This window comes from Micromonospora sp. LOL_023, assembly GCF_048060115.1.
Lineage (GTDB): Bacteria > Actinomycetota > Actinomycetes > Mycobacteriales > Micromonosporaceae > Micromonospora_E.
The window spans coordinates 100,011-126,806 of the sequence record NZ_JBHMIM010000008.1 but is presented as its reverse complement, the minus strand read 5'-3'; the positions used below and the strand labels follow the sequence as shown (position 1 = coordinate 126,806).

Annotated in this window: 21 protein-coding genes and 1 pseudogene; 4 read left to right on the top strand and 18 right to left on the bottom strand. The window is 70.7% G+C overall.

Annotated features, from left to right (window positions below; genetic code table 11):
• The first annotated feature begins 39 nt into the window (after positions 1-39).
• Positions 40-1,932 (top strand): ABC transporter ATP-binding protein, encoded by a 1,893-nt coding sequence (locus tag ACFHVL_RS06715; protein ID WP_416626257.1) that lies wholly within the window; start codon positions 40-42, stop codon positions 1,930-1,932.
• Here ACFHVL_RS06715 and ACFHVL_RS06710 read toward each other — a convergent pair.
• The 17 genes from ACFHVL_RS06710 to ACFHVL_RS06630 form a co-directional block, all read right to left on the bottom strand.
• Entirely contained in the window at positions 1,929-2,801 is an 873-nt protein-coding gene (locus ACFHVL_RS06710) for a YybH family protein (protein ID WP_416626226.1), read from the bottom strand. The two genes, ACFHVL_RS06715 and ACFHVL_RS06710, sit on opposite strands and share 4 nt — an antisense overlap.
• Positions 2,802-2,862: 61 nt before the next feature.
• On the bottom strand, positions 2,863-3,795 hold the full coding sequence (locus ACFHVL_RS06705; RefSeq protein WP_416626255.1) for a sigma-70 family RNA polymerase sigma factor: 933 nt from the start codon (positions 3,793-3,795) through the stop codon (positions 2,863-2,865).
• A gap of 110 nt (positions 3,796-3,905) precedes the next feature.
• A complete protein-coding gene (locus ACFHVL_RS06700; protein WP_416626224.1) occupies positions 3,906-4,592 on the bottom strand; it encodes a hypothetical protein in 687 nt (228 codons plus the stop codon).
• Between the two features lie 31 nt (positions 4,593-4,623).
• Complete coding sequence (locus ACFHVL_RS06695; RefSeq protein ID WP_416626222.1) at positions 4,624-5,727, bottom strand: hypothetical protein; 1,104 nt, start codon at positions 5,725-5,727, stop codon at positions 4,624-4,626.
• 43 nt (positions 5,728-5,770) lie between these two features.
• Complete coding sequence (locus ACFHVL_RS06690; protein WP_416626221.1) at positions 5,771-6,313, bottom strand: hypothetical protein; 543 nt, start codon at positions 6,311-6,313, stop codon at positions 5,771-5,773.
• Between the two features lie 23 nt (positions 6,314-6,336).
• Positions 6,337-6,465 carry a hypothetical protein gene (locus ACFHVL_RS06685; protein ID WP_416626220.1) on the bottom strand — a complete coding sequence of 43 codons (129 nt, stop codon included), beginning with the start codon at positions 6,463-6,465 and terminating at the stop codon, positions 6,337-6,339.
• Between the two features lie 28 nt (positions 6,466-6,493).
• Positions 6,494-7,837, bottom strand: a complete 1,344-nt coding sequence (gene gdhA / locus ACFHVL_RS06680; RefSeq protein WP_416626218.1) for an NADP-specific glutamate dehydrogenase — start codon at positions 7,835-7,837, stop codon at positions 6,494-6,496.
• 299 nt (positions 7,838-8,136) lie between these two features.
• Positions 8,137-9,375: a cytochrome P450 gene (locus tag ACFHVL_RS06675; RefSeq protein WP_416626216.1), complete on the bottom strand. Its 1,239-nt coding sequence runs from the start codon at positions 9,373-9,375 to the stop codon at positions 8,137-8,139.
• 317 nt (positions 9,376-9,692) lie between these two features.
• Positions 9,693-11,387: a S8 family serine peptidase gene (locus ACFHVL_RS06670; protein ID WP_416626215.1), complete on the bottom strand. Its 1,695-nt coding sequence runs from the start codon at positions 11,385-11,387 to the stop codon at positions 9,693-9,695.
• A gap of 179 nt (positions 11,388-11,566) precedes the next feature.
• On the bottom strand, positions 11,567-12,361 hold the full coding sequence (locus ACFHVL_RS06665; RefSeq protein WP_416626213.1) for a siderophore-interacting protein: 795 nt from the start codon (positions 12,359-12,361) through the stop codon (positions 11,567-11,569).
• Between the two features lie 261 nt (positions 12,362-12,622).
• Positions 12,623-14,281 (bottom strand): amidase, encoded by a 1,659-nt coding sequence (locus ACFHVL_RS06660; protein WP_416626211.1) that lies wholly within the window; start codon positions 14,279-14,281, stop codon positions 12,623-12,625.
• A gap of 14 nt (positions 14,282-14,295) precedes the next feature.
• Positions 14,296-14,598, bottom strand: coding sequence for a hypothetical protein (locus ACFHVL_RS06655; protein WP_416626210.1), 303 nt, complete (start codon positions 14,596-14,598; stop codon positions 14,296-14,298).
• 273 nt (positions 14,599-14,871) lie between these two features.
• Positions 14,872-17,571: a hypothetical protein gene (locus ACFHVL_RS06650; protein ID WP_416626208.1), complete on the bottom strand. Its 2,700-nt coding sequence runs from the start codon at positions 17,569-17,571 to the stop codon at positions 14,872-14,874.
• A 155-nt stretch (positions 17,572-17,726) separates the two neighbouring features.
• Positions 17,727-18,419 carry a hypothetical protein gene (locus ACFHVL_RS06645; RefSeq protein ID WP_416626206.1) on the bottom strand — a complete coding sequence of 231 codons (693 nt, stop codon included), beginning with the start codon at positions 18,417-18,419 and terminating at the stop codon, positions 17,727-17,729.
• Entirely contained in the window at positions 18,409-18,558 is a 150-nt protein-coding gene (locus tag ACFHVL_RS06640) for a hypothetical protein (RefSeq protein WP_416626205.1), read from the bottom strand. Before ACFHVL_RS06640 ends, ACFHVL_RS06645 begins: the two co-directional genes overlap by 11 nt.
• Before the next feature lie 18 nt (positions 18,559-18,576).
• Entirely contained in the window at positions 18,577-21,384 is a 2,808-nt protein-coding gene (locus tag ACFHVL_RS06635) for a molybdopterin-dependent oxidoreductase (protein WP_416626203.1), read from the bottom strand.
• Positions 21,381-22,244 carry an FAD binding domain-containing protein gene (locus ACFHVL_RS06630; protein ID WP_416626202.1) on the bottom strand — a complete coding sequence of 288 codons (864 nt, stop codon included), beginning with the start codon at positions 22,242-22,244 and terminating at the stop codon, positions 21,381-21,383. Before ACFHVL_RS06630 ends, ACFHVL_RS06635 begins: the two co-directional genes overlap by 4 nt.
• Before the next feature lie 147 nt (positions 22,245-22,391).
• On the opposite strand from ACFHVL_RS06630, the gene ACFHVL_RS06625 reads away from it, so the two are divergent.
• Both ACFHVL_RS06625 and ACFHVL_RS06620 read left to right on the top strand, forming a co-directional pair.
• Positions 22,392-23,063 carry a nucleotidyltransferase family protein gene (locus ACFHVL_RS06625; protein WP_416626201.1) on the top strand — a complete coding sequence of 224 codons (672 nt, stop codon included), beginning with the start codon at positions 22,392-22,394 and terminating at the stop codon, positions 23,061-23,063.
• The gene (locus ACFHVL_RS06620) at positions 23,060-24,316 is read left to right on the top strand and encodes an XdhC family protein (protein WP_416626200.1); all 1,257 of its coding nucleotides are present in this window, start codon (positions 23,060-23,062) and stop codon (positions 24,314-24,316) included. The genes ACFHVL_RS06625 and ACFHVL_RS06620 overlap by 4 nt, the downstream gene beginning before the upstream one ends.
• Here the strand turns inward: ACFHVL_RS06620 and ACFHVL_RS06615 are convergent.
• Positions 24,263-25,729: pseudogene (locus tag ACFHVL_RS06615) on the bottom strand (PucR family transcriptional regulator); the annotation flags it as partial. The gene ACFHVL_RS06620 and the pseudogene ACFHVL_RS06615 overlap by 54 nt on opposite strands.
• Before the next feature lie 152 nt (positions 25,730-25,881).
• Here ACFHVL_RS06615 and uraD point away from each other — a divergent pair.
• Positions 25,882-26,796 carry a 2-oxo-4-hydroxy-4-carboxy-5-ureidoimidazoline decarboxylase gene (gene uraD, locus ACFHVL_RS06610; RefSeq protein WP_416626198.1) on the top strand — a complete coding sequence of 305 codons (915 nt, stop codon included), beginning with the start codon at positions 25,882-25,884 and terminating at the stop codon, positions 26,794-26,796.

The window sequence follows — 26,796 nt, the reverse complement described above, 5'->3', positions numbered from 1 at the left end:
CCGGCTGCGGCACCCCGGCGCGGTGGCGGACCGCCGTGGATGACCGCCGGGCAGCCGACCGAGAAGTCGATGAACTTCGGCCCCTCGGCGCGCCGGCTACTTGGTCGGCTGCGTCCGTACCGGTGGCAGTTGGTCGGGGTTTTCGCGCTCGCCGTGGCGAGCGTGGCCCTGATGGTGGTCGGCCCCCGGATTCTCGGCCACGCCACCGATCTGATTTTCTCCGGCGTGCTCGGTGCCCGGCTGCCGGACGGCCTCACCACTGACGAGGCGGTCGCCCAAGCGCGCGCCGCCGGCAACGAGACCCTCGCCGATCTGCTGGCCCGGGGTCGGGTGGTGCCCGGCGTGGGCATCGACTTCACCCGGCTCGGTCAGGTGCTTGCCTGGGCACTGGGACTCTACGTCGCCGCGAGCCTGCTCTCCTGGTTGCAGGGCTACCTGCTCAACGGTGTGGTGCAGCGGGCCGTGCTGCGGCTGCGGGCGGAGGTGGAGGAGAAGCTGCACCGGCTGTCGCTGCCCTACTTCGACCGGCAGCCCCGGGGTGAACTGCTGAGCCGGGTCACCAACGACATCGACAACATTTCGCAGAGTCTCCAGCAGACCCTCAGCCAGCTGCTGACGTCGCTGCTCACCGTGGTCGGCGTACTGGTGATGATGGTCTGGATCTCGCCGCTGCTCGCGGTCGTCGCGCTGCTCGCGGTGCCGCTGTCGGTGCTGGTGACCCAGCAGATCGCGAAGCGTTCTCAGCGGTTGTTCATCGCGCAGTGGACACACACCGGCGAGCTGAACGGGCAGATCGAGGAGGCGTTCACCGGCCACGAACTGGTCAAGGTCTTCGGCCGTCAGGGTGAGGTGGAGGCCACCTTCGCCGCGAAGAACGACGAACTGTTCCGGGCCAGCTTCGGTGCGCAGTTCGTGTCGGGCATCATCATGCCGTCGATGATGTTCATCGGGAACCTCAGCTACGTCGCCATCGCGGTGGTCGGCGGGCTGCGGGTCACTTCCGGGCAGCTGAGCCTCGGCGACGTGCAGGCGTTCATCCAGTACTCCCGGCAGTTCACCCAGCCACTGACCCAGGTCGCCTCGATGGCCAACCTGCTGCAGTCGGGGGTGGCCTCGGCCGAACGGGTCTTCGACCTGCTGGACGCGCCCGAGCAGAGCCCGGATCCGGACCCGGCGGCGCGGCTCGACCGCCCGCACGGCCGGGTCGAGTTCGAGGCCGTGTCCTTCCGGTACGCCCCGGACCAGCCGCTGATCGAGGATCTGTCCCTGGTGGCCGAGCCGGGCCAGACGGTGGCGATCGTCGGTCCCACCGGGGCCGGCAAGACCACCCTGGTCAACCTGATCCTGCGCTTCTACGAGCTGGACGCCGGTCGGATCACCCTGGACGGGGTGGACGTCACCGCGTTGCGCCGGGCCGACCTGCGTGGCCAGGTCGGCATGGTGCTGCAGGACACCTGGCTGTTCGGCGGCACCATCCGGGACAACATTGCGTACGGCAATCCGGACGCCAGCGAGCCGGAGATCCTGCGGGCCGCGCAGGCCACCTTCGTGGATCGGTTCGTCCGCAGCCTGCCCGACGGCTACGACACCGTTCTGGACGAGGAGGGCAGCAACGTCAGCGCCGGCGAGAAGCAGCTGATCACCATCGCCCGAGCCTTCCTGTCCGACCCGTCGCTGCTGATCCTCGACGAGGCGACCAGCTCGGTCGACACCCGTACCGAGGTGTTGTTGCAGCAGGCGATGGCGGCGCTGCGTGCCGACCGGACCAGTTTCGTGATCGCCCATCGGCTCTCCACGATCCGCGACGCCCACCTGATCCTGGTGCTCGACGGCGGCCGGATCGTCGAGCAGGGCAGTCATGCTGAGCTGCTCGCGGCGGGCGGGGCGTACCGGGAACTTCACGACGCGCAGTTCGCCGGGGCCGCCGACTAGGCGGTCGTCAAGGAGTGCAGGTCCGTCCTGGCGTTGCCAGTGGCCGGGTCGTAGGGGTAGGAGACGTGCTGGTGGACCATGCGCCATTCGCCGCCGTGGCGTTGGAAGACGCGGGTGCCGCGCGACCAGCTCTCGGAGGCCTCAGCACCGGCCGGCTTCAACTGGACGTGGTTGAGCCCCCAGGAGACCGCGAGATCGCCGTCGACCACGATCTTCAGGTCCGGCACGGTCCAGGTGACGACGCCGTCGCCTGCCGCGTCGAGACCGGCCTTGCACACCGCTCGTACGGCGTCGACGCCGATGTACCGCAACGGTTGCTCGTGTTCGTACGAGACGACGTCGTCGGCGATCGGGGCCATGAGGCGGTCGAGGTCGTTCGCTGCGGTGGCGGCGAACCAGTCGTGGTGGAGCCGGCGTAGCTCCTGCTCGGCGGTGGCAGCGTCCTGATCCGGGGCAGGATCCTGTGGGGCGGTCTCGGCGAGCGGGAAGGAGTGGTGCTCGTGGGTGACGACCCAGCGGCCGTCCTGCCTGCGTAGGCCGAGTGTCAGCCGCAGCCGGTTGTCCGGATTCTCGGCGAAACCCTCCTCAGTGCCGCAGCGCAGCAGCGCGTACGCGAAGGCGACATCGTCTCCGGCGGTGATCTGCAGCGATTCGATCTCGAACACTGCGCCGCCGGCCAGCCATTCGAAGAACGGTGGCCAGCTGTCGCGGTAGGCGTCGATGCCGCGTACGCCCTGCTGCGGTGGCGGTACGTCGAACATCACGATGTCCTCGGCGTGGTCCTGCAACACGGTGGTGATGTCGCCGCGCTGGACCGCCGCCGCCCAGCGTTCGATCAGTGTACGGATCTGTTCCTCGTTGGTGGCCATGGTCGGCTCGGTCCTTCCGGTCGGTGTCCGTCAGGACTACAACCCCGGCCGGGCCGCGAACTCATCGCCTGGGGTCGTCTCCGGTCAGCTGGGGTGGCAGGCCGAAGGTCGGGAAGTCGGCATCGAGGAAGGCGACCACCTCGGCCACCTGCCGTCCGCGCAGCGTGAGCACGTCCAAACCTGCCGGGACGTACGCGGCCCGGTCGTCGTCCCACAGGTACGTGCCGAAGGCGAGGTGACCGTTCACCTGGGTCGGCAGGAACCGCCAGCGATGTCGCAGCACCACGTCGACCAGGAAACCGTGGATCTGGTCGCGGCCCGCGTACCAGGTTGTCAGCGGCGGCATCGAGAAGCGGGCGTCCTCGGTCAGCATCGCCACGATGGTCTCGACATCACCGGCCTGCCACGCGGTCAGGTAGCGCCGGGCCACCTCCTGCTGGGCCGCGTCGCCGAGCGCGGCGACGGTCGTGTCCAGCAGGTCGGCGACCTCGCTGGCGGGGTAGCCGAGCACGTCGCGCAACAGCAGGACGGCCCGGTGCACTGCGGACAGGTGCTGCAGCGCGGCGACGAACGCCAACTCGACCCTTTCCCGGGCGATCACCTGGGCCTCCGGGCTCAGCTGCGCCGTCCACCCCATCAACCGATCCGGGTACGGACCCAGCCACGCCGTCTCGACCAGCGGCGCCCCCTGCGGGCTCAGATCGGTGGGCAGTTCGCGTCGGCCCCGACGCTCGATGATGGTCAGCGCCCGGTTCGTCGCGATCCGGTACAGCCACGGCCGGATCGATCCGCGGTCCTCGAAGCGGTCCAGGCTGCGCCATGCCCGGTCCAGGGTGTCCTGGACCGCGTCCTCCGCATCGTGTACCGAGCTCAGCATCCGGTAGCAGTACGCCCGTAGCTCGTCGCGCAGCGGCCCGACGAGGCGGCCGAAGGCGTCGCCGTCACCCGCCCGCGCCGCAGCCAGCAACTGCGGTACGGCAGCCTCGGCGACCACACCCGGTGCGCTCCCACGATCCCCGACCTCGCTCACCAGCGAGACCGTACGCCGACCGCCGCCCGGCCGCGTGCGCGCCCGCCCTGTGTGGCTCACCTGTGCCTTCTCGGTCAGCCGTCGAGATGCGAGACAGCCTCGTCGATCAACGCGCTGGTGAGATCATGGAGAAGCGCGAGCGCCTCGTCGGTTTCCGACGAGGACGCTACCGCGTCGGCATTCGCCATTATCACGAGGTTGTCATGGCGGATGAGGTGTATGACCTGAATATCGGGTATTGCGACAGCGTCATACGTGACATGATCTGGATTTGCTATCCGGACACTCTGAAGCGATTTCCCGCTGTCTCCCCACCACCCGGTTAGATCAGTGGCGGTGGTCCCGGCTGCGTTCGCCGGACGTGAGTCGAGATAGTTGCTAGCGTGTTGGTCATACGCTTCCACTGCCCCGGTGACATCGTGGTAAATCTGTACTTCTATTGCGCCGTCTGGCTGGAAGTCTCCGATTTCTGTGGCGAGACGTCCATCTCGCCCTTGGGCAACGAAGGTGCAAAGCTCGTACCAGTGATCCCGCTCGGTGCGGTAGTCCGACTCCGGTTCATAGTAGGTTGGTATGCTTAGGTTGAACTCTTCGAATAGGGCGCTGAGTCGGAGGCTACTGCAGATATCTTTGGGGATCTGTTCGTACCGTGGTCCCGCAGTCGGCCGTGGGGTCGGGTCGCTGGCACCGCAGCCGCCGGTGATGATGGCCGCAGCGACCGCAGCGATGGCGACGCGGAGCCTGCTAGTGCGCGGATGCATGATGCTCCTTCAGTGCCCGTCCTGGGCAAGGTCAGGGTAGGCGGAAGTCGTTACCGTCTACGCCGGATACGATGCCGGGCCGCATTGGGATGAGTCTGCTGTCGTCACCGTCGCTACCGTCGCGGATTCGGTTCACCCGAGTGAGAGCTGCCTCGACGTCGTCGCTCAGATTTCTGTGCTGAGCGTGGTCATTGCGAATGACTGAGCTGACTGCGTCTGACATGGACGAAAGTAGGTCCGCTGCTGTCGATCCTCGGAGGTTCAAGGCTGCCCAGCCGCCGTCGGGGATGGCGGTCGCGGCGACGCCGATTCCGGCGGCGACGGTCGGCATGGTCATCGCCCACAGCCCTCCGCCGGCGAGAATCCCGCCGAAGACGCTGGCGGTGCTTCCAGCGATGACCATGACGTTCTTGAGCGCTTCCTGCCGGGCCAGTTCGGCTCTACTCTGGCTCAGTTGCAGCTGTTCGCGCAGCGCCTCGCCGGTGTAGTGCACGACGTTCATCAGGCTGTGCTGGGTGGACTCGGCGATCGCCTTCGCGGCGGCGATGCCGCCGGCCAGGGCGAGGAGCAGCTGCATCTGGCTCCGCAGGGTCTGCTCGAAGGGGTGGTAGAACTTGCTGGCAAAGGTTTCTGCGGCGTCGCCTTCCCAGTTGCCTATGCTGTGGCGCAGTTTGCCGAAGTCGTGGCTGATCTCATCGTGCAGGGTCATGCGGGCACCCAGGACCGGCTCTATGCACTGGCTCTCGTACGTCGAGCCGACCGGCCAGGTGAAGGGCTGGATCCGGCTGGTGAGGGCCTCGATCTCGGTGGCCGCCCAGGTGGTCGCTTCCTTGGCCAGCGTCTGGAGGTGGCCGGTGACTTCGTCGATCTCTTCCTGTCGTGGGTTCTGCCAGGGCAGGTTGAGGTAGTCGATCGGCACGGTGTAGGTCTTCTCGAAGGGGAACGTGGTGCCGAACCGCGCCTGGACGTAGGCGATGCCGGGGCCGACCGGGGTGTTGTGCCACCAGCTGGACTTCTTGCCCTCCAGGTAGGCGAGCCCGGTGTCGATGTAGCGCAGCTCGGCGAAGTAGCCCTGAATCTCGGCCAGTTTCCGGCGGAGTTCGTGTCTGTCGTACGTGATCGAGGGTTCGGCCATCGTGCCTCCTGACTGTGGCCCGGTCGACGGGGTGTGCAGGTCCTCAGTAGCCGCCGAGGCGGTTGCCGTCGTACTGCCTGGTCTGGGGATCGTGCACCCCGGGTGGTTCCGGCACGTACGGTGGCGAGGTCGTGAAGTCGTCGGCGTAGGTGTCGAGCAGCCGGCTGAACTCGGTGGCGGCCTCCTCGTCGGTGGCGGCGTAGCTGTCGGCGATCTCGACCAGCGCGGTGCCGACCTCCTGCATCCGCAGGCAGGTCTGGCGGAGTACGTCGTGTGTTTCGTCGCGTAGCTCCAGCAGCCGTAGATGGGCCGGCTCCATGCCGAGCCCGGGGCGGTCGAACTGCGTCGCCAGCTCGCCCGCAACTGCGTGGATCTGGGTGGTGAGCTGGGCGTAGACGGCGGCGACCTCGGGTAGTTCGTTGCGCCCGGCCCGGTACAGGTAGTAGAGGTGGGCGCCCAGCCGTTTGCCGGCGCCGACATCGCCTGGGCTGCTGTCCCCGGTGTACTCCGGCCGCCACCCGGGCTCGGTCGGGTTGGACATCACGAATCCCCGCTCGATCGTCAGTATCAGGTCACGAAGTCGCACACATCCAGCCTGTTGTAGCAGAGTTACGCAACGTGGGTGGGCCCGCGTACGCCGCGGTCTCTGAGGACCTCGTCGGCGTGCGTCGGGTGGCGTACGCCGGTGAGCAGGTCGGCGGTGGTGTGGGCCTGGATGCCCGAGAGCGACAGGGTCACCCCTGTCGTCCCCAGCGACGATCGGTGATCAGATCAGGCCGTGGGCGAGCATCGCCTCGGCGACCTGGCGGAATCCGGCGATGTTGGCGCCGGCGATGTAGTCGCCGGGCATGCCGTACTCCTCGGCGGTGTCGTGGCAGCGTGCGTGGATGTCCTGCATGATCTCCCGTAGCCGATCCTGCGAGTGGGTGAACGTCCACGAGTCACGGCTGGCGTTCTGCTGCATCTCCAAGGCGCTGGCGGCTACCCCGCCGGCGTTTGCCGCCTTGCCGGGGGCGAACCGTACGCCGGCTTCGGCGAAGACCCGCACGGCCTGCGGGGTGGTGGGCATGTTGGCCCCTTCCACGACCAGGGTGCAGCCGCCAGCGGCCAGGGTGACGGCGTCGGCGGCGCTGATTTCGTTCTGCGTCGCGCAGGGGATGGCCACCTGGCCGGGCACTTCCCACACTCTGTGGTCGGCGACGAAGCTGGCGTGCGGGCGGGCATCGACGTACTCACTGATCCGCCCCCGACGGACCTCCTTGATCTGTTTGACCAGCTCCACGTCGATGCCTTTGTCGTCGTGGACGTAGCCGGCGGAGTCGGAGCAGGCGACGACGGTGCCGCCGAGTTGGTGCACCTTCTCGATGGCGTAGATGGCGACGTTGCCGGAGCCGGAGACCACCACGCGTTTGCCGTCGAGGCTGTCATCGGTGGTGCGAAGGATCTCCTCGGCGAAGAAGACGACGCCGTAGCCGGTCGCTTCGCGGCGTACCTGTGCGCCGCCGTAGCTGAGCCCTTTGCCGGTCAACACCCCGGATTCGTACCGGTTGGTGATCCGCTTGTACTGGCCGAACAGGTAGCCGATCTCCCGGGCGCCGACGCCGGTGTCGCCGGCCGGCACGTCGGTGTGTTCGCCGATGTGCCGGTACAGCTCGGTCATGAACGACTGGCAGAACCGCATCACCTCGCGGTCGGATCGGCCCCGCGGGTCGAAGTCCGAGCCGCCCTTCCCGCCGCCGATCGGCATGCCGGTCAACGCGTTCTTGAACAGCTGTTCGAAGCCGAGGAACTTGACGATCCCGAGGTAGACCGACGGGTGAAACCGCAACCCACCTTTGTACGGGCCGAGGGCACTGTTGAACTCGACCCGGAAGCCGCGGTTGATGTGCACCTCGCCGTGGTCGTCCTCCCACGGGACCCGGAAGATGATCTGCCGTTCGGGCTCACAGATCCGCTCGATGATCTTGGCTTCGGCGTACTCGGCGTGTCTGTCCAGGGCCGGCGTGATGCTGTCGAGCACCTCGCGCACGGCCTGGTGGAACTCGCTCTCACCCGGGTTCCGTTGGACGACCGAGGTGTAGATCGACTCGATCTTGTCCCGCGCCGGCATGTCTCCTCCTGGGCGTCCGTGACCTGGGTGTACGCCAGGCATGGTGGCACCCTTCGGCCGACGCTACCCCGTCACCGGTGGCGCGGTGTGATGACTGGCATAGCCGTCCGGCAGGTCAGGAGACGGTGACCAGGGCCTGCGGGGCTGGCTCGCGTAGCGCCCATTCGGCGGGCCAGTCCGGGTAGGTCGTCGCCGAGCAGTTGCGTGCGGGGGTGACTCCGTCGGTGGCCGCCGCCTCCGACTCCGATCGCAGGTCGGCGGCGCGGGCGGCGTGCCGGCTGTCCTGGGGACGTGGCCGGTCAGGGGTCGAACCGGGCCAGCAGACCGACCGGGGCCAGTCGGCCGGTGAACGCCGGCTCGGCCGACCCGGCGTTCGGCGAGGTGATGGTGAACCGTCGGGCCAGCCGCGTGGTGACCACCGTGAGCTGGCGCCTGGTCAGCATCGTCCCGAGGCAGACCCGCGGCCCGGCGCCGAACGGCAGGTACGCCGCGGCCGGTGCCGGCCGGCCCGCCAGCCACCGGCCGGGGTCGAACTCGTCGGGTCGCGGCCACCACCGCGGATCCCGGTGGATCAGGTACGCGTTGAGCAGCACCTCGTCGCCGGGGCGTACCGACCACGGTCCGACCGTCGTGGCCCTGCGGGCGGTGCGGGTCATCAGCCAGGCCGGCGGGTGCAGGCGCAGCACCTCGTCGACGACCGCCCCGGCGAGGGTGCCGGCAGTGTCGGCGCGCAACTCGTCGACGAGCCCTGGCCGCCGCGCCAGTTCCCGGACGATGGAGGCGAGCGCGGCGGCGGGCACGCCGTACCCGCCGATCAGCACGGTGCGCAGCGTCGAGAGCACCGTACGGTCGGGCAGTGCCGGATCGGCGGCGAGTAGCACGTCGAGCAGGTCTGTCGGTTGTCCGCGGTCGCCGGCGGCCCGGCGGCGGGTGACGATCCTGGTCAGGGTGTCGCTGAACTGTCGGTGGGCGCGCAGGAACCGCCGACGCCGGGGCAGCGGAAACCAGGCCGGCGGCGTGTACGAGGCGGTTTCGAACGGCGCGGTGGTGTCCACGGTGGCGGCCAGTGCCTGCGGGACGCTGTCGGCGTCGACACCGAAGCAGTGGTCGGCGATCGTACGGGCGGCGAAGGTGCGCATGACGGCGAGCACCTCGACGTCGCGGCCGGCGGTGGCGTCGAGGACCTGGTCGAGCAGTTCGGCGGTACGAGCGTCGGTGGCGGCCGCCGCCTGCCGGTTGAGCCCGGTCCAGGCGGCACGGCGGGCCGGTGCCCATGCCTTCGCCGCGGTGGCGGCCCGGTCCAGTTCGGGCTGGCTGTCGAAGGGCGCGAGCTCGGTGAGGAAGTCGCCGTCGGTGCGGGTGAGCACGTCGTGGGCGAGGACCGGGTCGCTGACGCACACGGTGCGATCGTCGAACGAGAACACGTCGCCGTACTCGTCGTGGCAGCGACGGAGGAAGCCGATCCGGTCGGCCTCGTACGCCCGGATGTTGCCGGTGAGCCAGCGCCCGCGCGGACCCGGTGGGCGGTTGATGTCCATGAATCCGCGCGGGGCGTGGGCGTCGTCCGTAGGCGGGATCGGCTCAGCCGTGGTGGTAGGGCCAGTACATGTAGCGTCCGCTGACCCGCCGTCTGCCGACGAGCCGGGCTGCCAGGTGCCGCAGGGTCCGCATGTCGAACACCTCCTCGATCGGTCGAGGTGAATTCCTCCCACGATCGTGGCACATCGTCGACGGTGACGCAAAGGGTTCTGGGTAAAACAGATCGTCACGTCGGCGGTTCGTGTGCTGAGTGGACCCGCCGACCGGTCGGGGTGGGCGGCGGTCGCCGCCCACCCCGACCGGCCGTGCCGATGTCTCAGCGGTGGTGCAGCGGGCTGGTGACCGCGGCGAAGGCGTCTACGATCCCGTGTCCGTAGAACCCGTTGAAGTTCTTGCCGCCGGCGCAGTAGGCGTCCCACTCCGGTGACCGGTCCTCGTTGGCGTACGACACCAGACGCGGCTGCGGGCAGGCGGTCTCGTCGGCGGTCCGGTACAGGTGCGACTCCACCTTGTCCGGGTCCAGCGTCAACCCGCCCCGGCGGGTGTCGCGCTTGCCGTACCTGCTGACGATCAGCGCGGCCACCCCGGAGACGTGCGGCGACGCCATCGAGGTGCCCTGCAGGTAGGTGTAGTAGCCGCAGACCCCGGCGGCGGTGCATTCCTTGACGACGAACGCCTCGGCACCCGGCACGATGTTGCCGTCGGCGTCGACCGCACCTTCCTCCTGCAGCACATGCAGCGGGTACGACGACAGGATCGTGTTGTCGTACGTGCGGTGGGTCGGGGTGCCGAAACCGTCGCGGAACCAGCCGCCCGGCGCGGCGACCGAGATCTGCTCGGTGCCGTAGTTGGAGTAGTCCGCCTTGGCCGCCGACGGGCCGACCGACGACACACCGATCACGTGCGCGCCTTCGACCGGCAGGTCCCAGCAGGTGGCGTTGTCGATCGGCCGCAGCCGCGGGGTGCCGCCGTAGTTCGGGCTCGACGTGTCGTCGCGCGGGCTGCCGAGGTCCTCGTGGTTGTTGCCGAGCGAGCCGACCAGGGTGACGCCACGCTTGTGCGCGTACCGCAGGGCCCGGTTGACCGCCTCGATGGTGGCCCGCTGCGAGGCCTGCTCCTCGGCGGAGTCGGCCGGGTTGTTCAGGCAGTTGTACAGCCACGGGTCGATGTAGAACGACATGTTGACCACGTCGATGCCGGCGTCCCCGGCGTAGACCAGGGCGTTGACCACCGAGTCGAGGAAGAAGTAGCCGGAGTCCTGGCCGCCCTTGAGCGCCACCAGGGTGACCTTCGGTGCCACGCCGGACAGGCCGAAGCCGTTGGCGGCGGCACCGATCGTGCCGGCGACGTGGGTGCCGTGGCCGCTGTCGTCACGGTCGACCGGGTCGAGGCAACTGGCCACTTCGCACTCACCGTCGATGTCGACGATGTCGGGGGCGAAGTTGCGCGACAGCGAGTAGCTGAAGTTGGGCGCGATGTCGGGGTGCTGGCCGTCGATGCCGGTGTCCAGGATGCCGACGGTCACGCCGCGCTCGCCCGGCTCGACCTTGCGGGACTTGTCGGCCCGCATCATCGCCAGGCCCCACAGCTTCTCGTCGAGCGGATCCATCCGGGCCCCACGGTTGCCGGCCGCCCCGGCGGACCTGCCGCCGGCGATCCGGTGTTCCTGCTCGACAGCGTCGAAGCGGGCACGGGGAGCGTAGCCGACGGGGCGCTTCTCGGCCGCGCCGAGCAGCGCCGGCGCGGCGGCGACCTTGGCGGCGAACGCGGCGTCGTCGGTGACGACCTGGTACATGCCGACGTCGACGGTGCTGTCGACCACGGTGCCGCCGGCGGCCTCGATCGCGGCGACAGCGGCAGTGGAACTGGTGCCGACCTCGGCGACCACCGTGTACTCGGCGGCGTCGTCCGAAGTGTCGGGGGCGGCTGCGGCCGGTCCGGCCGGTGCGGCACCCAGCAGGGCCAATGCGGTCGCGGTCGCGACGGCACCGGCGGTGAAGCGTCTGCTCAACACAACATCCCTTCGTAGAGTGTGCATGCGTCACACGGGATCGACACCGCTACGGGTAGTGGCGCCTGGGGTAATCTACAGGCGCACCATGCTTCGTGGGAGGTCTGCTGCGGGCAGTATCAGCGCCCGATGAGGACAGGACGGGTTCGGGCCCGCATCGGTGCGATTTCGCTACCTGCTCAGTGTGATCTGCCGAGCTTCCAGTACCCGGTGAAGGTGATCCGCCGCTTCGGCACACCTGCGTCGACGAGATGCCGGCGGGCCGTCGTCGGCAGGTTCTGTTCACCGGCGAAGTACGCCGACACCGTTGCCGGGGTGTCTGTCGTCCACGCCTGCACCGCCGCCAGCGCCGTTGCGCCGGGCCGGGCCGGGGATTCACGGGCCAGCCACCGCAGTTGAACCCCTGTCGGAGCGTCGACGGGTTGGGCGTCGGCCGGGTCGGGGATCTCGATCAGTGCCAGGCCGGTGGCGTCGCGCGGCAGGTCGCGCAGAATCCCGGCGATCGCCGGCAGCGCGGTCTCGTCACCGGCGAGCAGATGGTAGGTGGTGTCCGGCTCGAAGTCGTAGCCGCGGCCCTGGTCCAGCAGGGCGACGGTGTCGCCCTGCTTGGTCCGCTGCACCCAGCGGGTGGCGATGCCCTCGTCACCGTGTACGACGAAGTCGATGTCGAGTTCCCGGGCCTGCGGCCGGAACTCGCGAACGGTGTAGTTACGCAGGTGCGGGCGGGTCGCCGAGGGCATCCGCAGGTATTTGAGGTAGCCGATGGTGTCGATCCGGTTGGGCAGGTCGAAGCTGGTCTCGCCCTGCTCCTGCGGCAGGAACAGCCGGAACCAGTGGTCGAAGCCGTGGTTCGGCAGCTGCTGCAGCTGGTCGCCGCCGAGGGTCACCCGGATGATGTTCGGGCTGATCCGTTCGGTGCCGACGACGTCGACGACACACAGGGTGGTGTGCTTCTTGGAATCCTTGAAACTCATCGTTCTCCCAACTCAGGTATGCCTTACCTTAGTAGGTGCATGGGGCTGCTGGAAGCCCGGCGTTGCGTCGTCCGACGTGATCCGCTCACGCAACGACTCGGCCGCTGGCCACCGACGGTTGGCCGGATGCCGCGCACCGTATGGCGGCTGCCGGCGGTGGATCTCGCCACGGACGGCGGCGCGGCGCCGTATCACCCCGACATGGCCGTGCTGGCCGCCCACGAAAGGTGGACGGCCAGCACGGTTCGGGACCTCGGCGGGTCACTGGGTGAGTTCGGCGACCTCCTCGGCGGTCAGCCGACCCCGGTCGGGCACCACGGCGGCGGACCGGGCGGCGGCGGGAGCTGCCACCGGCGGGTTCGGCGGCCGCTGCCAGTGCCAGTCGCTGACCGCCTGGTGCGCGGCGACCACCGATAGCAGCCGGCCCTCGGCGTACGGTAGTCCACCGAGGATGGTGCCGATCGGCACGCCGCCGCCGGTGAAGCCGATCGGGAAGGCGATCTCGGGCAGCCCGACGATGTCGAACGGCACCGGACTGGTCTGCACCACCACGTCGCAGCTGCCGAAGATCTGGTCGAGGATCCGCTCCAGCAGCAGCAACTTGGCACGTTGGCCGGTGACGTAGCCGTTGGCGTCGAGCAGGCAGCCCTGCAGCCAGCTGGTCACCGACACGCCGAAGCCGCGCAGGTCCTCACGCAGGTACGGCATGAACGGCTCGCTGCGCTCGGGCAGCCGGACGTTGTTGAACGCGCTGCCGGTGAGCAGGTCCCATTCGTCGGGCAACGGCACCTCGACCAACTCGCACTCGGGGATCGCCGCCATCTTGGTGAGGAACGCCCGGCGGGCGAGCGCGGTCTCGGACGTACCGTCGGCGTAGCCGGGCAGGACGCCGATCCGGGTCTTCCACCGCATCCGCAGGTTGCCGCCTTCGTAACGCGGAGTCGCCGCGTTGATCAGGTTCGGCACCGGGGGCAGGCCCTGGCTGCGGGGGTCGGCCGGGTCCGCTCCGGCCATCGCCATCAGCATGATGGCGGCGTCCTTGGCGTCGCGGGCCAGCGGCCCGGGATGGTCGCGGCTGTAGGTGAGCGGGATGATCCCGGCCAGCGACACGCGGCCCATCGTGGGCTTGATGCCGGTGAGGTTCTGCGCGTTGGACGGCGCGGTGATCGAACCACCGGTCTGAGTGCCGATGCCGGAGGTGGCCATCCGGCCGGCGACGGCGGTCGCGGTGCCGGTCGAGGATCCGCCCGGGTTCGTCGACGGGTTGGTCGGCGTCCAGGCGTTGATCGTGGTGACCTGCCCGTTGGGCAGGGTGGCCCGGCTGGTGGCCAGCGGTCCCATCTGCGTCTTGCCGAGCACGATGCCGCCCTGCACGGTCAGTTTGGCGACCGACGTCGCGTCGTACGGTGGCACGAAGTCCTGGAACAGGTAGGAACTCGCCGTGGTCAGCACGCCTTCGGTGAAGTAGTTGTCCTTGATGGCCAGCGGGATGCCGTGCAGCGGACCCCGGTACGGGCGGTTCGCCCACTGACGGGCGGCCTTGAGCGCCGATTCGGCGGTGACCAGGTTGAACGCCTGGTACGTGGAGTCGTACGCGGCGATCCGGTCCAGGTAGGCCTGCACCAGCTCCACCGGGACGATCTTGTTGTGCCGGATCATCCAGGCGGCCTCGGACAGCGTCCACTCGGTCGGGTCGGACATGACCGCCTCGCGTGGCTTGTTGTACGCGGCGCCCTTGTCCAACTCCGGGTTGAACTTGACGGCTGGGCCGCTGGCCGGGCTCGGCGCGGCGGAGGCGATGCCGGCCAGGCCGGGCAGCGCGACGGTGCCGACGGTGGCTGTGGCGGCCAGGGCCGCGGTGCGGGCCAGGAACGCTCGCCGGTCGAGGAGGCGGTCCAGCGGCTGCTGTACGTCTGTCATGGCGTCCTTCGTCATCAGAGCTTGCGCCATTCGGTGCTGATGGACGGGTAGAGCATCGGCGCGGGTTGCTGGGACAGCGCCATCGCGGTGGCCGGGTCGCCGGCATCGGGGGTGGGCAGCTGGTAGCCGGCCAGGGTCGGCACGGTGCTGCGCATGAAAGACCGCAGTGAGGCGAGCACGGAGTCGCGGCCGGGGGAGCCGGTGACCGGGTCGGCGACGGTGCCGGCCGGCAGCTGGTCGAGGTCGATGCCGAGCGAGGCGAGCTGAGCGACGATCAGGGTGTTGAGCTGATCGTCGGTCGGAGGGGTCGGGGCCATGAAACCTCCAGGCTTCGAAGCGATGGCCACAATCTCCGGTCGGCTCGTGTCGGCGGTGTGTCGTGATCATCACGTGATCATGAATATGCCCAGCTCAGGGCCGGTCGTTGGTCAATGTGTAGGTTCGGCCGGCGTCGGTGGACACGTGATCGGTCGTGCCGACCCCGACCAGACACACGTCCGGGGTCAGCACGTGGGCCTGGGTCCGGGACACGACCGACCCGTCGGCGTCGCGCAGGCAGCACGCCTCGGTGTCCGGCGGGGAATCCGGGGTCAGGTCGGCGGCGCCGATGCCGGCACCGGTGGCGCACGGTGGCAGCCGGGCGGGTCGTCCGGCTGCGCCCGACCGCAGAAGAAGATCTCCTGTGGCTCCTGGTCGACCTGCGGCACGCTGGGGACGTACATCAGCGAAAGCCGCTTCTCTCTCGGCTCGCCCGTCTGCGGATCGAACCTGATCGGGCCGGTCACCCCGTTGTGCGCCTGCTGCGCGTTCTGCAGCAGCACCTGGGTGAAGACCGTGACCGGGCTGACCGACCGTGGGTCCAACGTCCGCTTCTTGATGCCCATCCGGTTGGCCAGCTCCTCCAGCGCCCCGATCAGCATCCTCGACGCGTCGTACGCCAGCGCCACCCGTTCGCCCACCGGAGGGCTGGTGCCGTCGACACACCGCCGCTCACCCAGCAGATCGTCGCGTTGAATCAGATCCAGGAACTGCCGGCGCGACTCGTCACGCTCCGCGTCGGCGATCAGCCGGCTGCACGTCGCCAGGGCTGCCTTGGACACGTAGGTCACCGGCAGGTTCCCCGGTGCGCTCGCCCGCAACTGGTGGTTGGCCAGATACCGGTTGACCGAGTCGTCGGCGACCAGGTGCAACGGCGGATCGTTGCGGCACTGCCGAAGCGCCTCCAGGAACTCGTCGAACTCGGAGTACCGCCCGGCGAAGAACAACATGCCCTGGTAGCCACACTCGTCGGCCAGTGAGTCGCCGAACCGGAACGGACGGACACTCGACCGGCCGCCGAGGATGTCGGCCAGCCCCGACACCAGGGTGCTGACGTACAGGTCGTCCTCCAACGGGCTGTCGTCGCCGGTGGTGTAGTAGATGTGGGCCTCGTCGACCGCCAGCACCTCGGTGGCGTACGTCGCGACGAGCCTGGCCTGGTCGGCGTTTGGCGCGACCATCTGCAGATACAGTCCGGAGTTGAGGTGGAACCCGTCCGCTGACAGCGTCGGGGCTATCGCCGGCAGACCGATCCGGTGCAGCCGATTGAGCGCCTCGGCGGTGGTGGTGCGGCTCTCCACCAGCCCAATGACCCCCATCACCGTCGGGTCCCGTCGCGCCAGGCCGGCGAGCAGATCGACCGTCCGCACCGCATGGCGCATCTGCTTGCCACCATTGGCGATGACGATCCGTACCAGCGCCTTGCCGTCCGTGCCCGCCGACATCTTCATCCGCTCGTACTGGGCGACGGCCATGCCTTCGAGCTCCTCGCGTTCGGAGACGTAGGAAACCTCCCGTGGGCCGGTCCGCTGCCCGGTCATGATGCCCAGGTACACCAGGGTCATCAGCGGTCGCCGCCCTTGGCTGCGCTGCCAGACCTGCATGACCTCCTCGTTCTGACGGAAGATCCGCTCCTGCACTCCCCGCAGCGCCTGCTGACCCGGGTCGTTGTTGAACACGTAGCCCGCGTTGTCGCTGTAGCCGATGCACTCCCCGTCGATCAGCCGCAGCGCGATCTCCCCCTGGGTCGGATGAGGCAGGCAACCCGGCCCCCATCGCCCGCTGGTCCAGACCAGCGAACCGGCCAACAACACCAGGACCAGGGCGGCGGCGATGCTGCGCCGCGCCCACCAGGGCGGTGCCGGCGGCACCAGATCGGGAACGGCCGGGTGACCGTGGCGGTCGTCGCGGTCGGGGTCCGAACCCAACGCCAGGAACCACGCGTCCGCCCGGCGGAGCCGGCGCTGCTCGGGCAGCGCGTCGCGCCAGTCGTCGAGGCCGATGCCCGCCTCGGCCAGTCGCAGCGGGGAACCCGCGCCGTCCACCGGCTGGTAACCGTCGGCGGCGTCGGCGACGATCAGCAACGGATCCCACCGACCAGTCTCGTTTCGTACGTCGTTGACCAGCCGCAGCAGCGCATGCCCGGCGCTGCCTGGGGTGACGTTGTCCAGCAGCAGCACCGGGTAGGCGGTGCGTCGCCATCCGGTCGGTGACCAGATCCGGCGGGCGTAGCCGGCTCGCAGGTCCTCCAGGAACGCGTGCACCAGCAGCTTGCGTACCTGCTCGGGTTGCTCGCCGGTGCGATGGTCGGTGGTCAGCCGTTCGGCGAAGCCGATGAAGGTGCCGCTCTGCCGGGGTGCCAGGTACTGCTGGCGCATGAACCATCGGTAGCGCCCGCCGATCACCGGCAACCGACCCGACAACGCCGCCCGGAACAGCACGTCCGGCACCGCCCGCAACACCAGCCAGAGCACCAACCGGTACGCGGTGGCGAACGCGGTCTCCGCGTCCGATGCGCCGCGTAGGTTGTCCGCCGCCGGCCGGCGGCGCCAGTTCCGCAGCATCTGGGTGATCCGGGTCCGGCGTTCGGTCACCTCGACGTCGGTCAGCCGCTGGTCCATCAACCAGCGGGCCAGCGGGTAGTGCCGGAACGCGAACGGCTCGGCGCCGAACGCGTCCAGGGCGAGTTGGTGGTGCATCGCGTCGAGCAGCGGGCGGATGCCGTGGTCGTGGGCGAACAGCGCCGCGTCGATCTCGACGTGTGGAACACGGCGTCGACTCGGCCGCCGCAGTCGCCGCAGCAGTCCGTGGTGGATGTCCGTGCCGGACACCCCGATGGCCACCACGATCGGCAGCTCGGTCTCGCCCCGGCTCGGGCGGCGGATCAGCCTGCCGACGACGGCGAGCAGCTCTGCCATCCCACGGGAGGCGAACCTGTCCCGCGCCCGGTCCGCGCTGGAGTCACCTGCCATGATCACCCTCCGGATGCGTCGTCGTCGCGCACGGTTGATCCCAGTGTCGACCATGCTCGCCACAGAGGAATCTCGTGGACCGCGTCACAGGCCGACGCGACGGCGGGCCGGCACCCGGACGTGGCCGCCGAGCGGCCGTGCCCCGGCGGGCGGCGTCAGGCCGCGTCGCGCACCCACGCCTCGGCATGCGGTCCGGCACCGACGATCCGCAGCAGCTGGACCGACTGGGCCGGGTCGTCGACGGTGACGAAGTAGGAGTTTCCCCGGCGCAGGTGTTGCGCGACGGTCACGCCGAGCGCCTCGCCCGCCTCGGTGAGCACGGTCAACGCGCGCGGGGCGGGCACCCGGACCCGGATCTGGCTGCGTCGACGGGAACCGTTCGCCACCAGCAGGGCGGCCCGCCACATCGTCCGGGCCGACGCGGCCCGGTTGCCCGGCCGGGCGTGTGGACCGACCTGACCGGCCGCCGCCTGCCAGAGCCGGTCGAGCCAGTCGGACACCTCGTCGGCGTTGGCGGCCGGCACCAGCACGTCGAACTGGTCCCGCTCGTCACGTCCGCGCGCCGGTGGCGTGGTGGCTACGTACACCCCGGGGAACTCGTCGTCGATGACGGTCGCGACCCGTCGGGCCAGCGCCGGGTAGGCGGTGCTGACCAGGCTGACCAGCCCGGTTCGCCGCTGCCACGGCACCGGGCGCAGCAGGTGGGTGACGGTGGCCGCCTCCACCCGGGGCATCCGGTCGGCGGCGACGGCGGCAGCCACCGCGTCGAGCAGGCGCCGATGGGGGATTGCACCCCACCGGCGGGCACCCGGGCCGGCGCAGGTTCGGAGCTGGGCGTCAACAGACATGGCCGGCCTCCGGTAGGTCGGTGATCAGCTTCGCGTACGCCGGTTCGATCACAAACCCCACCACCCCCGCATCCCGAGACCGCACCGCCAACTCCGCGATCTCCTGCGCCCGAACGATCTCCCCCAACGGAACAGCCACCATGTCGCCTGACTTGTCCTACTCTTTATCGGCATCGATCTGGCCGCGCCGCAACCGGTCCCATACCCGGTCGCGGGTGAACGGCAGATCGGTGAATCGGATGCCGGTCGCGTCGCGCAGGGCGTTCGCCAACGCCGCAGCCACCGGATTGAACGGACTCTCACTCATCGACTTGGCACCCGACGGCCCGAGCGGGTCGCTGCTGTCGGCGAAATGCACCTCGGTCTCCGGCACGTCGGCGAACGTCGGCAGGTGGTAGCTGCGGAAGTCGGTCGTGCGGACCCGGCCATCGTCGTCGATGTCGACATGCTCGGCGAGGGTGGCGCCGAGCGCCTGAGCCACCCCACCCTCCACCTGCCCCCGGCACTGCATCGGATTGAGCACCGTTCCGGCGTCGGCACTGTGTACGCTGCGCAGAATTCTGATCTCGCCGCTGTCCGGATCGACGGCGATCCGGAACCAGTGCACGTTGAACGCCACCGACCGCTGTCCGCCGTCGGCGTGTCCGTCGGCGGACAACGTGCCGCCAGCGGCCTGTACCAACTCCACCAGCGCGACGCGTCGGTCGGCGCACCACACCGCGTCGCCGGCCAACCGGCACTGCCCCCGGTCCACCCCGGTGTACCGCGACGCGGCGTCGAGAAGCTGGCCCCGCAGCCCGACGGCGGCCCGCTGAGCCGCCGTACCGGCGACGACGGTGCCGGTGGAGGCGAAGGCACCGGTGTCGTGCCCGACCAGCGCGGTGTCCGACTGGCGGATGCGTACCTGGTCGACACTGGTGGCCAACGCGTCGGCGACCAGCTGCCGGTGGACGGTCGTCGACCCGTTGCCGAACTCGGCCATCCCGACGTCCAGTTGGTAGCAGCCGTCGTCGGCGAGGCTCGCCCTGGCCCGGCCGTGGTGCCCGCCCGGTGGGCCGGTGGCGATCATCGCCACCGCCATGCCGTCGCCGACCAGCCAACCCGCCGGCGGCACCTGCTGCTGAGCTGGCCGCACCTGGCGGTCGGCTGGCGGCTGCGAGCGGGCCCGCGTGATCAGATCCAGGCACTGGTCCAGGCCGTAACTGCGTACCTGGACGGTGTCGTCGTGCCCGACCGGGGTGACCAGCGGATCGTCCGGCCCGATCACGTTGCGGGCGCGGAAGGCGATCGGGTCGAAGCCGAGCCGGCGGGCCAACTCGTCGACCGCCGATTCGACGGCGAACGACACCTGGCCCAGACCGTAGCCGCGGAACGCCCCGGACGGGACCGTGTTGGTGTACACCGACCAGCCGTCGACCTGCTTGTTCGGGCAGCGGTAGACGGCGACCGACTCGCTGCAGCCGTGCGCCAGCACCGCCGGACCGTGGTTGCCGTACGCGCCGGTGTCGGCCACCACCCGCAGCCGCACCGCGGTCAGCGTTCCGTCGCGTCGGCCGGCCACCGTCACCGTCACCTGGAACGGGTGCCGGGTGGTCGCCGAGGTGAACTGCTCCGACCGGGTGAACTCCAGTTTCACCGGTCGGCCGGTGCGCAACGCCGCCAGCACCACGATGTCCTCGACGAGCATCTCCTGTTTGCCGCCGAACCCGCCGCCGACCCGCCCGGCGACGACCCGGACCCGCTGTGGCGGCAGATCGAACAGCCGGGCCAACGCCCGCCGGGTCAGGTACGGAGTCTGCGTACTGGACCGCACGGTCACCCCGCCGTCGGGTTCCGGCCAGGCCACCGCGCCGTGTGTCTCCAGATGGGCGTGCTGCACCCGCTGGGTGCGTAGGGTCGCGGTGTAGACCTCGTCGGCCTCGGCCAGCGCGAGGTCCACGTCGCCGACCTCCCCGTGCACCTCGCCGGCCACGTTGTCGGCCGGCCGGGCGATGCCGCAGGCCACTGGATCCTTGTCGTGGAGCACCGGGGCGCCCGGTGCCATCGCCGTCTGTGGGTCGAACACCGCGGGCAGGGCCGCGTAGTGCACCCGGACCAGCCGGGCCGCGGTCTCCGCCGCCGCCTCCGTCTCGGCGACCACCGCCGCGACCCGTTGTCCGACGAAGCGGACCGTGGCGTCGAGCAGCCGGGTGTCTGCCGGGTCCTCGTGGGCGTGCTCGTGCTGAGCGCTGGAGTACAGCCGGTCCGGGCAGTCGCGGTGGGTCAACACCGCCAGTACGCCCGGGACCCGCATCGCCGCGTCGACGTCGAAGCCGGTGATCCGGGCGTGCGGCACGGTGGAACGCACCAGTTTCAGGTGGGTCAGGCCGGGCACCGCCACGTCGAAGGTGAACCGGGCGGTCCCGGTGACGATCTGCCGGCCGGCCGGGGCCGGCACGTTGGCGCCGACGGCCGCGCTGCGGACCGCGGCCACCGGCGCGCCCGGCGTCGCGTCGACCGGTGCCCCCTGCGGTGTCTCCGCCGACGTGGACGTGACATGCCGGACGCCGGCGATCGCGTCCCGGATCGCCCGGTAGCCGGTGCACCGACACAGGTTGCCTTTCAACGCACGCGGCAGGTCCGCCTGTTGGGCGTCGTCGAGCGCGGCGACCGTCATCAGCAGTCCGGCGGTGCAGAAGCCACACTGGAAGCCCTGTGCGTCGAGGAACCGTTGCTGCACCGGATGCAGGTCGGCACCCTCGGCCAGACCCTCGACAGTGGTCACCGCGCGACCCTGAGCCCGGACCGCCGGATACACGCAGCTGTGCACCGGCAACCCGTCGACGTGGACCGTGCAGGCTCCGCAGTCGCCCGAGTCGCAGCCCTTCTTCACCCCGTACCAGCCCTGCTCACGCAGGAAGGTCCGCAGGCACTGGCCGGCGGCTGGTTCCCCGGCGGCGGCCGTGCCGTTGACGACGATGCTCACCGGCGGACCTCGCCGGCTCCGTCGGCTCCGACCGTGGACGCGCCCGACCGGGCGTCGACCAACTCGGCCCTGACCTGCGCCGCCATCCGCAGGGTCTGGTGCCGTCGCCAGGCAGGCAGACCGTGTACGTCGTCCATCCAGCCGGCGGCCGCGCAGGCGGCGTCCACCTGGTCCAGCGTCTGCTCCTCGGTCGGCCGGTCGGGCAGGCGCAGCACCACCGGGCGGCGGGTGGCTGCGGTCACCGACAGCGTCAATCCGCTGGTGTCCGGGCTGCTGCGGCCGATCACCAGCGCCGCCGAACGTCCATGGGTGAACAGCGACGCCCGACGCATCGCGTACCGGGACCGTACGGCCCAGGTGGGCACCCGTACGCCGCGCAGGTACTCGCCCTGAGCTAGCGCGGTCGACTCGACGTCGCGGACGAACTCGGCCGAGGCCACCTGCCGCTGCCCACCGGTGAGGTCGGTGAGCAGGCACTGGGCCTCGGTGGCGACGGCCAGCGATGTCATCGGCCCGGCGGGTAGCGCGGCGCAGATGTTGCCGCCGACGGTCGCCACGTTCCAGATCTTGTGCGAGGCGAGCAGCGCGTCGCAGCAGCGACGGACGAGTGCGGCGAATCCGGCCCACCCCTGCGCCGGCCGTAACCGGGAAAGCTCGGCGATTGTGCAGGTGGCGGCGATCTCCAGGCCGTCGTCGCCGATCCGTAGCGGCGGCCAGTGCATCCGGGTGAGATCCCGCAGCCGGCGGACGTCCGGCTGCGGCTGCGAGTAGAGGTAGCTGCCGCCGGCGAGCCAGCGGTCACCCGTACGCCAGTCGCCGTCGTCGGCGGTGATCACGTCGGAGACGGTATGCAGATCCACGCTCCGCATCGTCCAACCGCGCGGGCGTTGCGGACAATGACGGTGGAGCACAATCCAGCTCCACGGATCGGCCAGGTGGTTGGACGAACCTACAAGGCGACCGTCGTGTGCTTGACCGGACGGTCAGCGGCTCCGCATCGTTGGCCGGTGCTTGCCGGAATCGTGCTCGCCGCCGGCGCCGGTCGCCGCTACGGCCGGCCCAAGGCCCTGGTCCGCCTGGGCGGGACGCTGCTGGTCGAACGCGCCGCCGCCACCCTGGCCGCTGCGGGTTGCCGGCCGGTGGTGGTCGTCGTGGGTGCCGGGGCCGGCCAGGTACGGGCGGCCGCCGACCTGGCCGACGCGACGCTGGTCGACAATCCGGACTGGGCCAGCGGGATGGCCTCGTCGTTGCGCAGCGGGCTGGCGACGGTGGCGGCCGGACCGACGACGCCGGCGGCACCGGCTGCTGCGGCCGAGGTGCAACCGGCCGGACCGCCCGACGCGGTGGTCGTTCTTCTCGTCGACATGCCGGGCATCGGTCCGGCCGCGGTGCGCCGGGTCGCCGGTGGTGCCCACCGACGCACGCTCGCCGTCGGTGGGTTCGGGTCGGGGCGCACCGGTCATCCGGTGGTGCTCGGCCGTGACCACTGGGCGGCGGTCGCGGCTACGGCGACCGGGGACGCCGGCGCCCGCGACTACCTTCGGGCACACGCCGATCAGGTGCGGATCGTGCCGTGCGGCGACGTCGCCGACCCGACCGACCTGGACCGGCCGGCGGACGCGATCGGGTGTTGGCCGCCGCAGGCGCAGGCCGGCGACCTGCCGGCGGTGACCCGATGATCGGGCCGGTGCTCTCCGAGGCGCTGCGGTGGTGGTACGCCGGCGAGTCGGTCGCGCTGGCGACGGTGACCGCGACCGCCGGCAGCGCACCCCGACCCCCGGGCAGCGTCATGCTGGTCGCCCCGGACGGCACGGCGACCGGCAGCGTCTCCGCCGGTTGCGTCGAAGCCGCCGTGTACCAGCTGTGCCGCAACGTGCTGGACACCGGCGAGGCGACCCTGTCCCGGTTCGGCGACATCGGTGTCGGCGGTGAGGTCTTCGGTCCCGGCCTGACCTGCGGCGGTGAGGTCGAGGTGTACGTGGAACGGGTCGACCGGGCAGCCGTGGCGGAGTTCGACCAGCTCGGTGCGCGGGTCCGCGGGGGCAGCCCGGTCGCGGCGGTGACCTGTGTGGCCGGGCCGGCGGCCAGTGAAGGCCGGTGGTTGCTGGTGGACGACGGTCCCGGGGCACAGGGGACGCTGGGTGACGCCGGGATCGACGCCGTCGCCGCGCGGGCCGGCCGCGAGCTGCTCGCGGCGGGTCGCACCGGGCTGGTCCGCCCGGTGCCCGGGGTCAGCCTGCTGGTCCGCAGCTTCGTCCCACCGCCGCGGATGATCATCTTCGGCGCGTCGGACTTCACCGCGGCGCTGTCCCGGCAGGGGCGGTTCCTTGGTTACCGGGTGACGGTGTGCGACGCTCGGCCGGTGTTCACCACGGCGCAGCGGTTTCCCGACGCCGCCGAGGTCGTCGTCGACTGGCCGCACCGCTACCTGGGAACCGAGGTCGACGCCGGCAGGGTGGACCGCCGCACGGTGCTCTGCGTGCTCACCCATGATCCGAAGTTCGACGTGCCACTGCTGCGTCTCGCCCTGAATCTGCCGGTCGCCTACCTGGGCGCGATGGGTTCGCGGCGCAGTACCGACGACCGGGTGGCCCGGCTACGGGCCGCCGGGGTGCCGGCGACCGCACTCGCGCGGTTGTCCGCCCCGATCGGACTGGACATCGGTGCGCGTACCCCGGAGGAGACCGCCGTGAGCGTCGCCGCGGAGATCATCGCGGCCGGCGCCGGCCGCCCCGGTGGCCGGCTGACCGCCGGCACCGGCTCGATCCACCCCGCCAGCCACCCCGCCGCCGCGACCCTGGGCCGGTCAGCCGGCGGTGAGGCGCAACGCGAGGAAGAAGTCCACCCGGTCCTCGAATCGGCCCAGGTCCCGGCCGGTCAACTGCTCGACCCGGTTGATCCGGTACCGCAGGGTGTTGACGTGCACGTGTAGCCGCTCGGCGCACCGGCTCCACGAACCACCACAGTCGAGGAACTTGGCGAGGGTACGCAGCAGGTCGGCGCGGTGCGCCCGGTCGTACTCCTCGACCGGGCCGAGCAGCCGGTCGCGGAATCCCTGCCGGGTGCCGACCGGCACCCCCGCCAGCAGCAGCGAGTGCGACGCCAGCTCCCCGGCGGCGACCACCCGCACCGGCCCCGACCCGGTGCCGGTCGCGGAACGGTGGGCGTGTAGCGCCTCCTCGACGGCCCCACTCAGCCCGGGCGCACCGGCGCTCGCGGCGCTGACGCCCAGGGCGAGTCGACCACCGCGCAGCCCGGGGGACATCCGGTCGGCCGCGGCGAGCAGGGTCGACCCGATCGAGCCGGCCGTCCTCGGTGACACCGCCAGGATGGCGAGTGCCCCGGCGGGCAGCTCCGGCTCCAGCAGGGCGACCGCGCGGTCCGGTGCCAACCGGCTGAGGAACTCGTCCACCACCGCCATGGTCAGCGTCCCGGGGGCGCGCAGACCGTCGAGGGTGGCCACCACCGCCACGAAGGCGGCGTCCGGTTCGAGTCGGGCGGCCACCAGCGCGGCCCGCAGGCCGGCGAGATCCCCGGGTACGCGCAGCGCCGCGCGCAGTTGCCCGGCCAGTCGTGCCTCGACCCGGGTGACCTCGTCCAGATGTGCCCGCTCCAGCGCGACCACGCTGGTCAGTTCGTCGACCGTGCCGGGTAGCGAGTCGAGATCGCCCCGGCAGGCCACCAACCAGGCGGCGAGCCGGTGCTCGGCGCGGCCGGGCACCCCGAACACCGAGAACCGTTCGCCGTCGACCGTGACGGTGGCCGGCAGCCGCTGTACCGTCAGGAAGGCGCGACTGAGCGCTTCGGCGGTCGGGTCGGCCAGCTCCGCCGTACCGGCGACGACCCGCCCGCTGGTGGTCAGGGTCCAGCAGTCGGTGCCGATCGCCCCGGCGACGGTGGGCAGCAGATCGGTCAGCCGCGCGCCGGCGGCCATCGCCGCGACCAGGCCGCGCTGGCGGCCCAGCACCGCGGCCAACGCGCTGGCCCGCTGGGCCCACAACGCCGGGTGTACGTCGTCGATGATGTCGCGGAACGACACGTCGGCCGGCACCTCGAACAGCGGCAGCCGGTGCCGCCGGCAGGCGGCGATCAGGTCACGCGGCACGCTGCCGTGCAGCGCCTCACCCGCGCCGAGCGCCGTCACCCCGGCGGCCGCCAACGCCGACACGAACACCTCGGACTCGGCCGGGCCGCGATGCCACATCAGACCGGTGAGCACCAGGTCGGCGGTGGCCACGTACCGGCCGGGGTCGGGCAGGTCGATGACGTTGACCCGGGCCACCGTGCGGTCCCGGCCGTCGTCGCCGGTCAGCGGGACCAACTTGAGGTGGGACTTGTCGAGCACGTCGGCCAGCAGCACGGGATCGCCTCCGGGGACGGTGATTGGATGAACCTCCAAAACCGTACGGCGACGATGTTTCGTCTTTGGTCGCCGCACCGCTATCGGTGGGCTGGTCGCGGCTGCTTGACTGCAGCGCAGCGAAAGGGGTGCCGGGAGTGGATCGCGGACTCGACGTGTTCGACACGCTGCCCGCCGACGAGGCGCGCGAACAGTTGCTCAGCTGTTGCGCGGCGCCGGGGTGGGCCACGGCGGTGACCGCCGGGCGGCCCTATCGCGACCGGGACACCCTGGCTGCGCAGGCGCGCGAGCAGGTGACGGCGCTGCCCTGGCCGCAGGTGGCGCAGGCAATCGCCGCCCATCCCCGGATCGGGCAGCCGCCGGCCGGTGACAGCCGGGAGGCCGGCTGGTCACGGCGGGAGCAGTCGGTGGCGGCCGACGGTGGCGGGGCCGCCGTCGACGACCTGGCCCGCGCCGAGTTGATCACCTTGAACGAGGCGTACGAGCAGCGCTTCGGCTACCGGTTCCTGATCTTCGCCAACGGCCGGGGGGCCGCCGAGTTGGCAGCCGCCGCCCGGCAGCGGCTGCGCCACGACGACGACACCGAACGGGCGGTGGTGCGCATCGAACTCGGCGACATCGCCGCGCTGCGGGTCGGCCGGCTGCTCGACGACCTCGCCGGAGCGCCATCCGACCAGCTGCCGTCCGAGCAGACATCGGTGGGCTCGTCGCCGGCCCGGTACGCTCCGCTGTCCACCCACGTGTTGGACACCGCCATCGGGACCCCCGCGCCCGACCTGCCGGTGCGCCTGGACGCGCCCGGCGGCGACGGGGGCTGGCGCACCGTCGCCGCCGGGCGCACCGACGCCGACGGACGGCTGCGCGACTGGGCGCCGGCGGACCGGTGGGACGCCGGAACGTACCGGTTGGTGTTCGACGTGACCGGCCGGCTCGGCGCCGACGGTTTCTACACCGAGATCCCGGTCGTCTTCACCGTGCGCGACGCCGCCCGGCACCACCACGTGCCGCTGCTGCTCAGCCCGTACGGCTACACCACCTATCGAGGGAGCTGA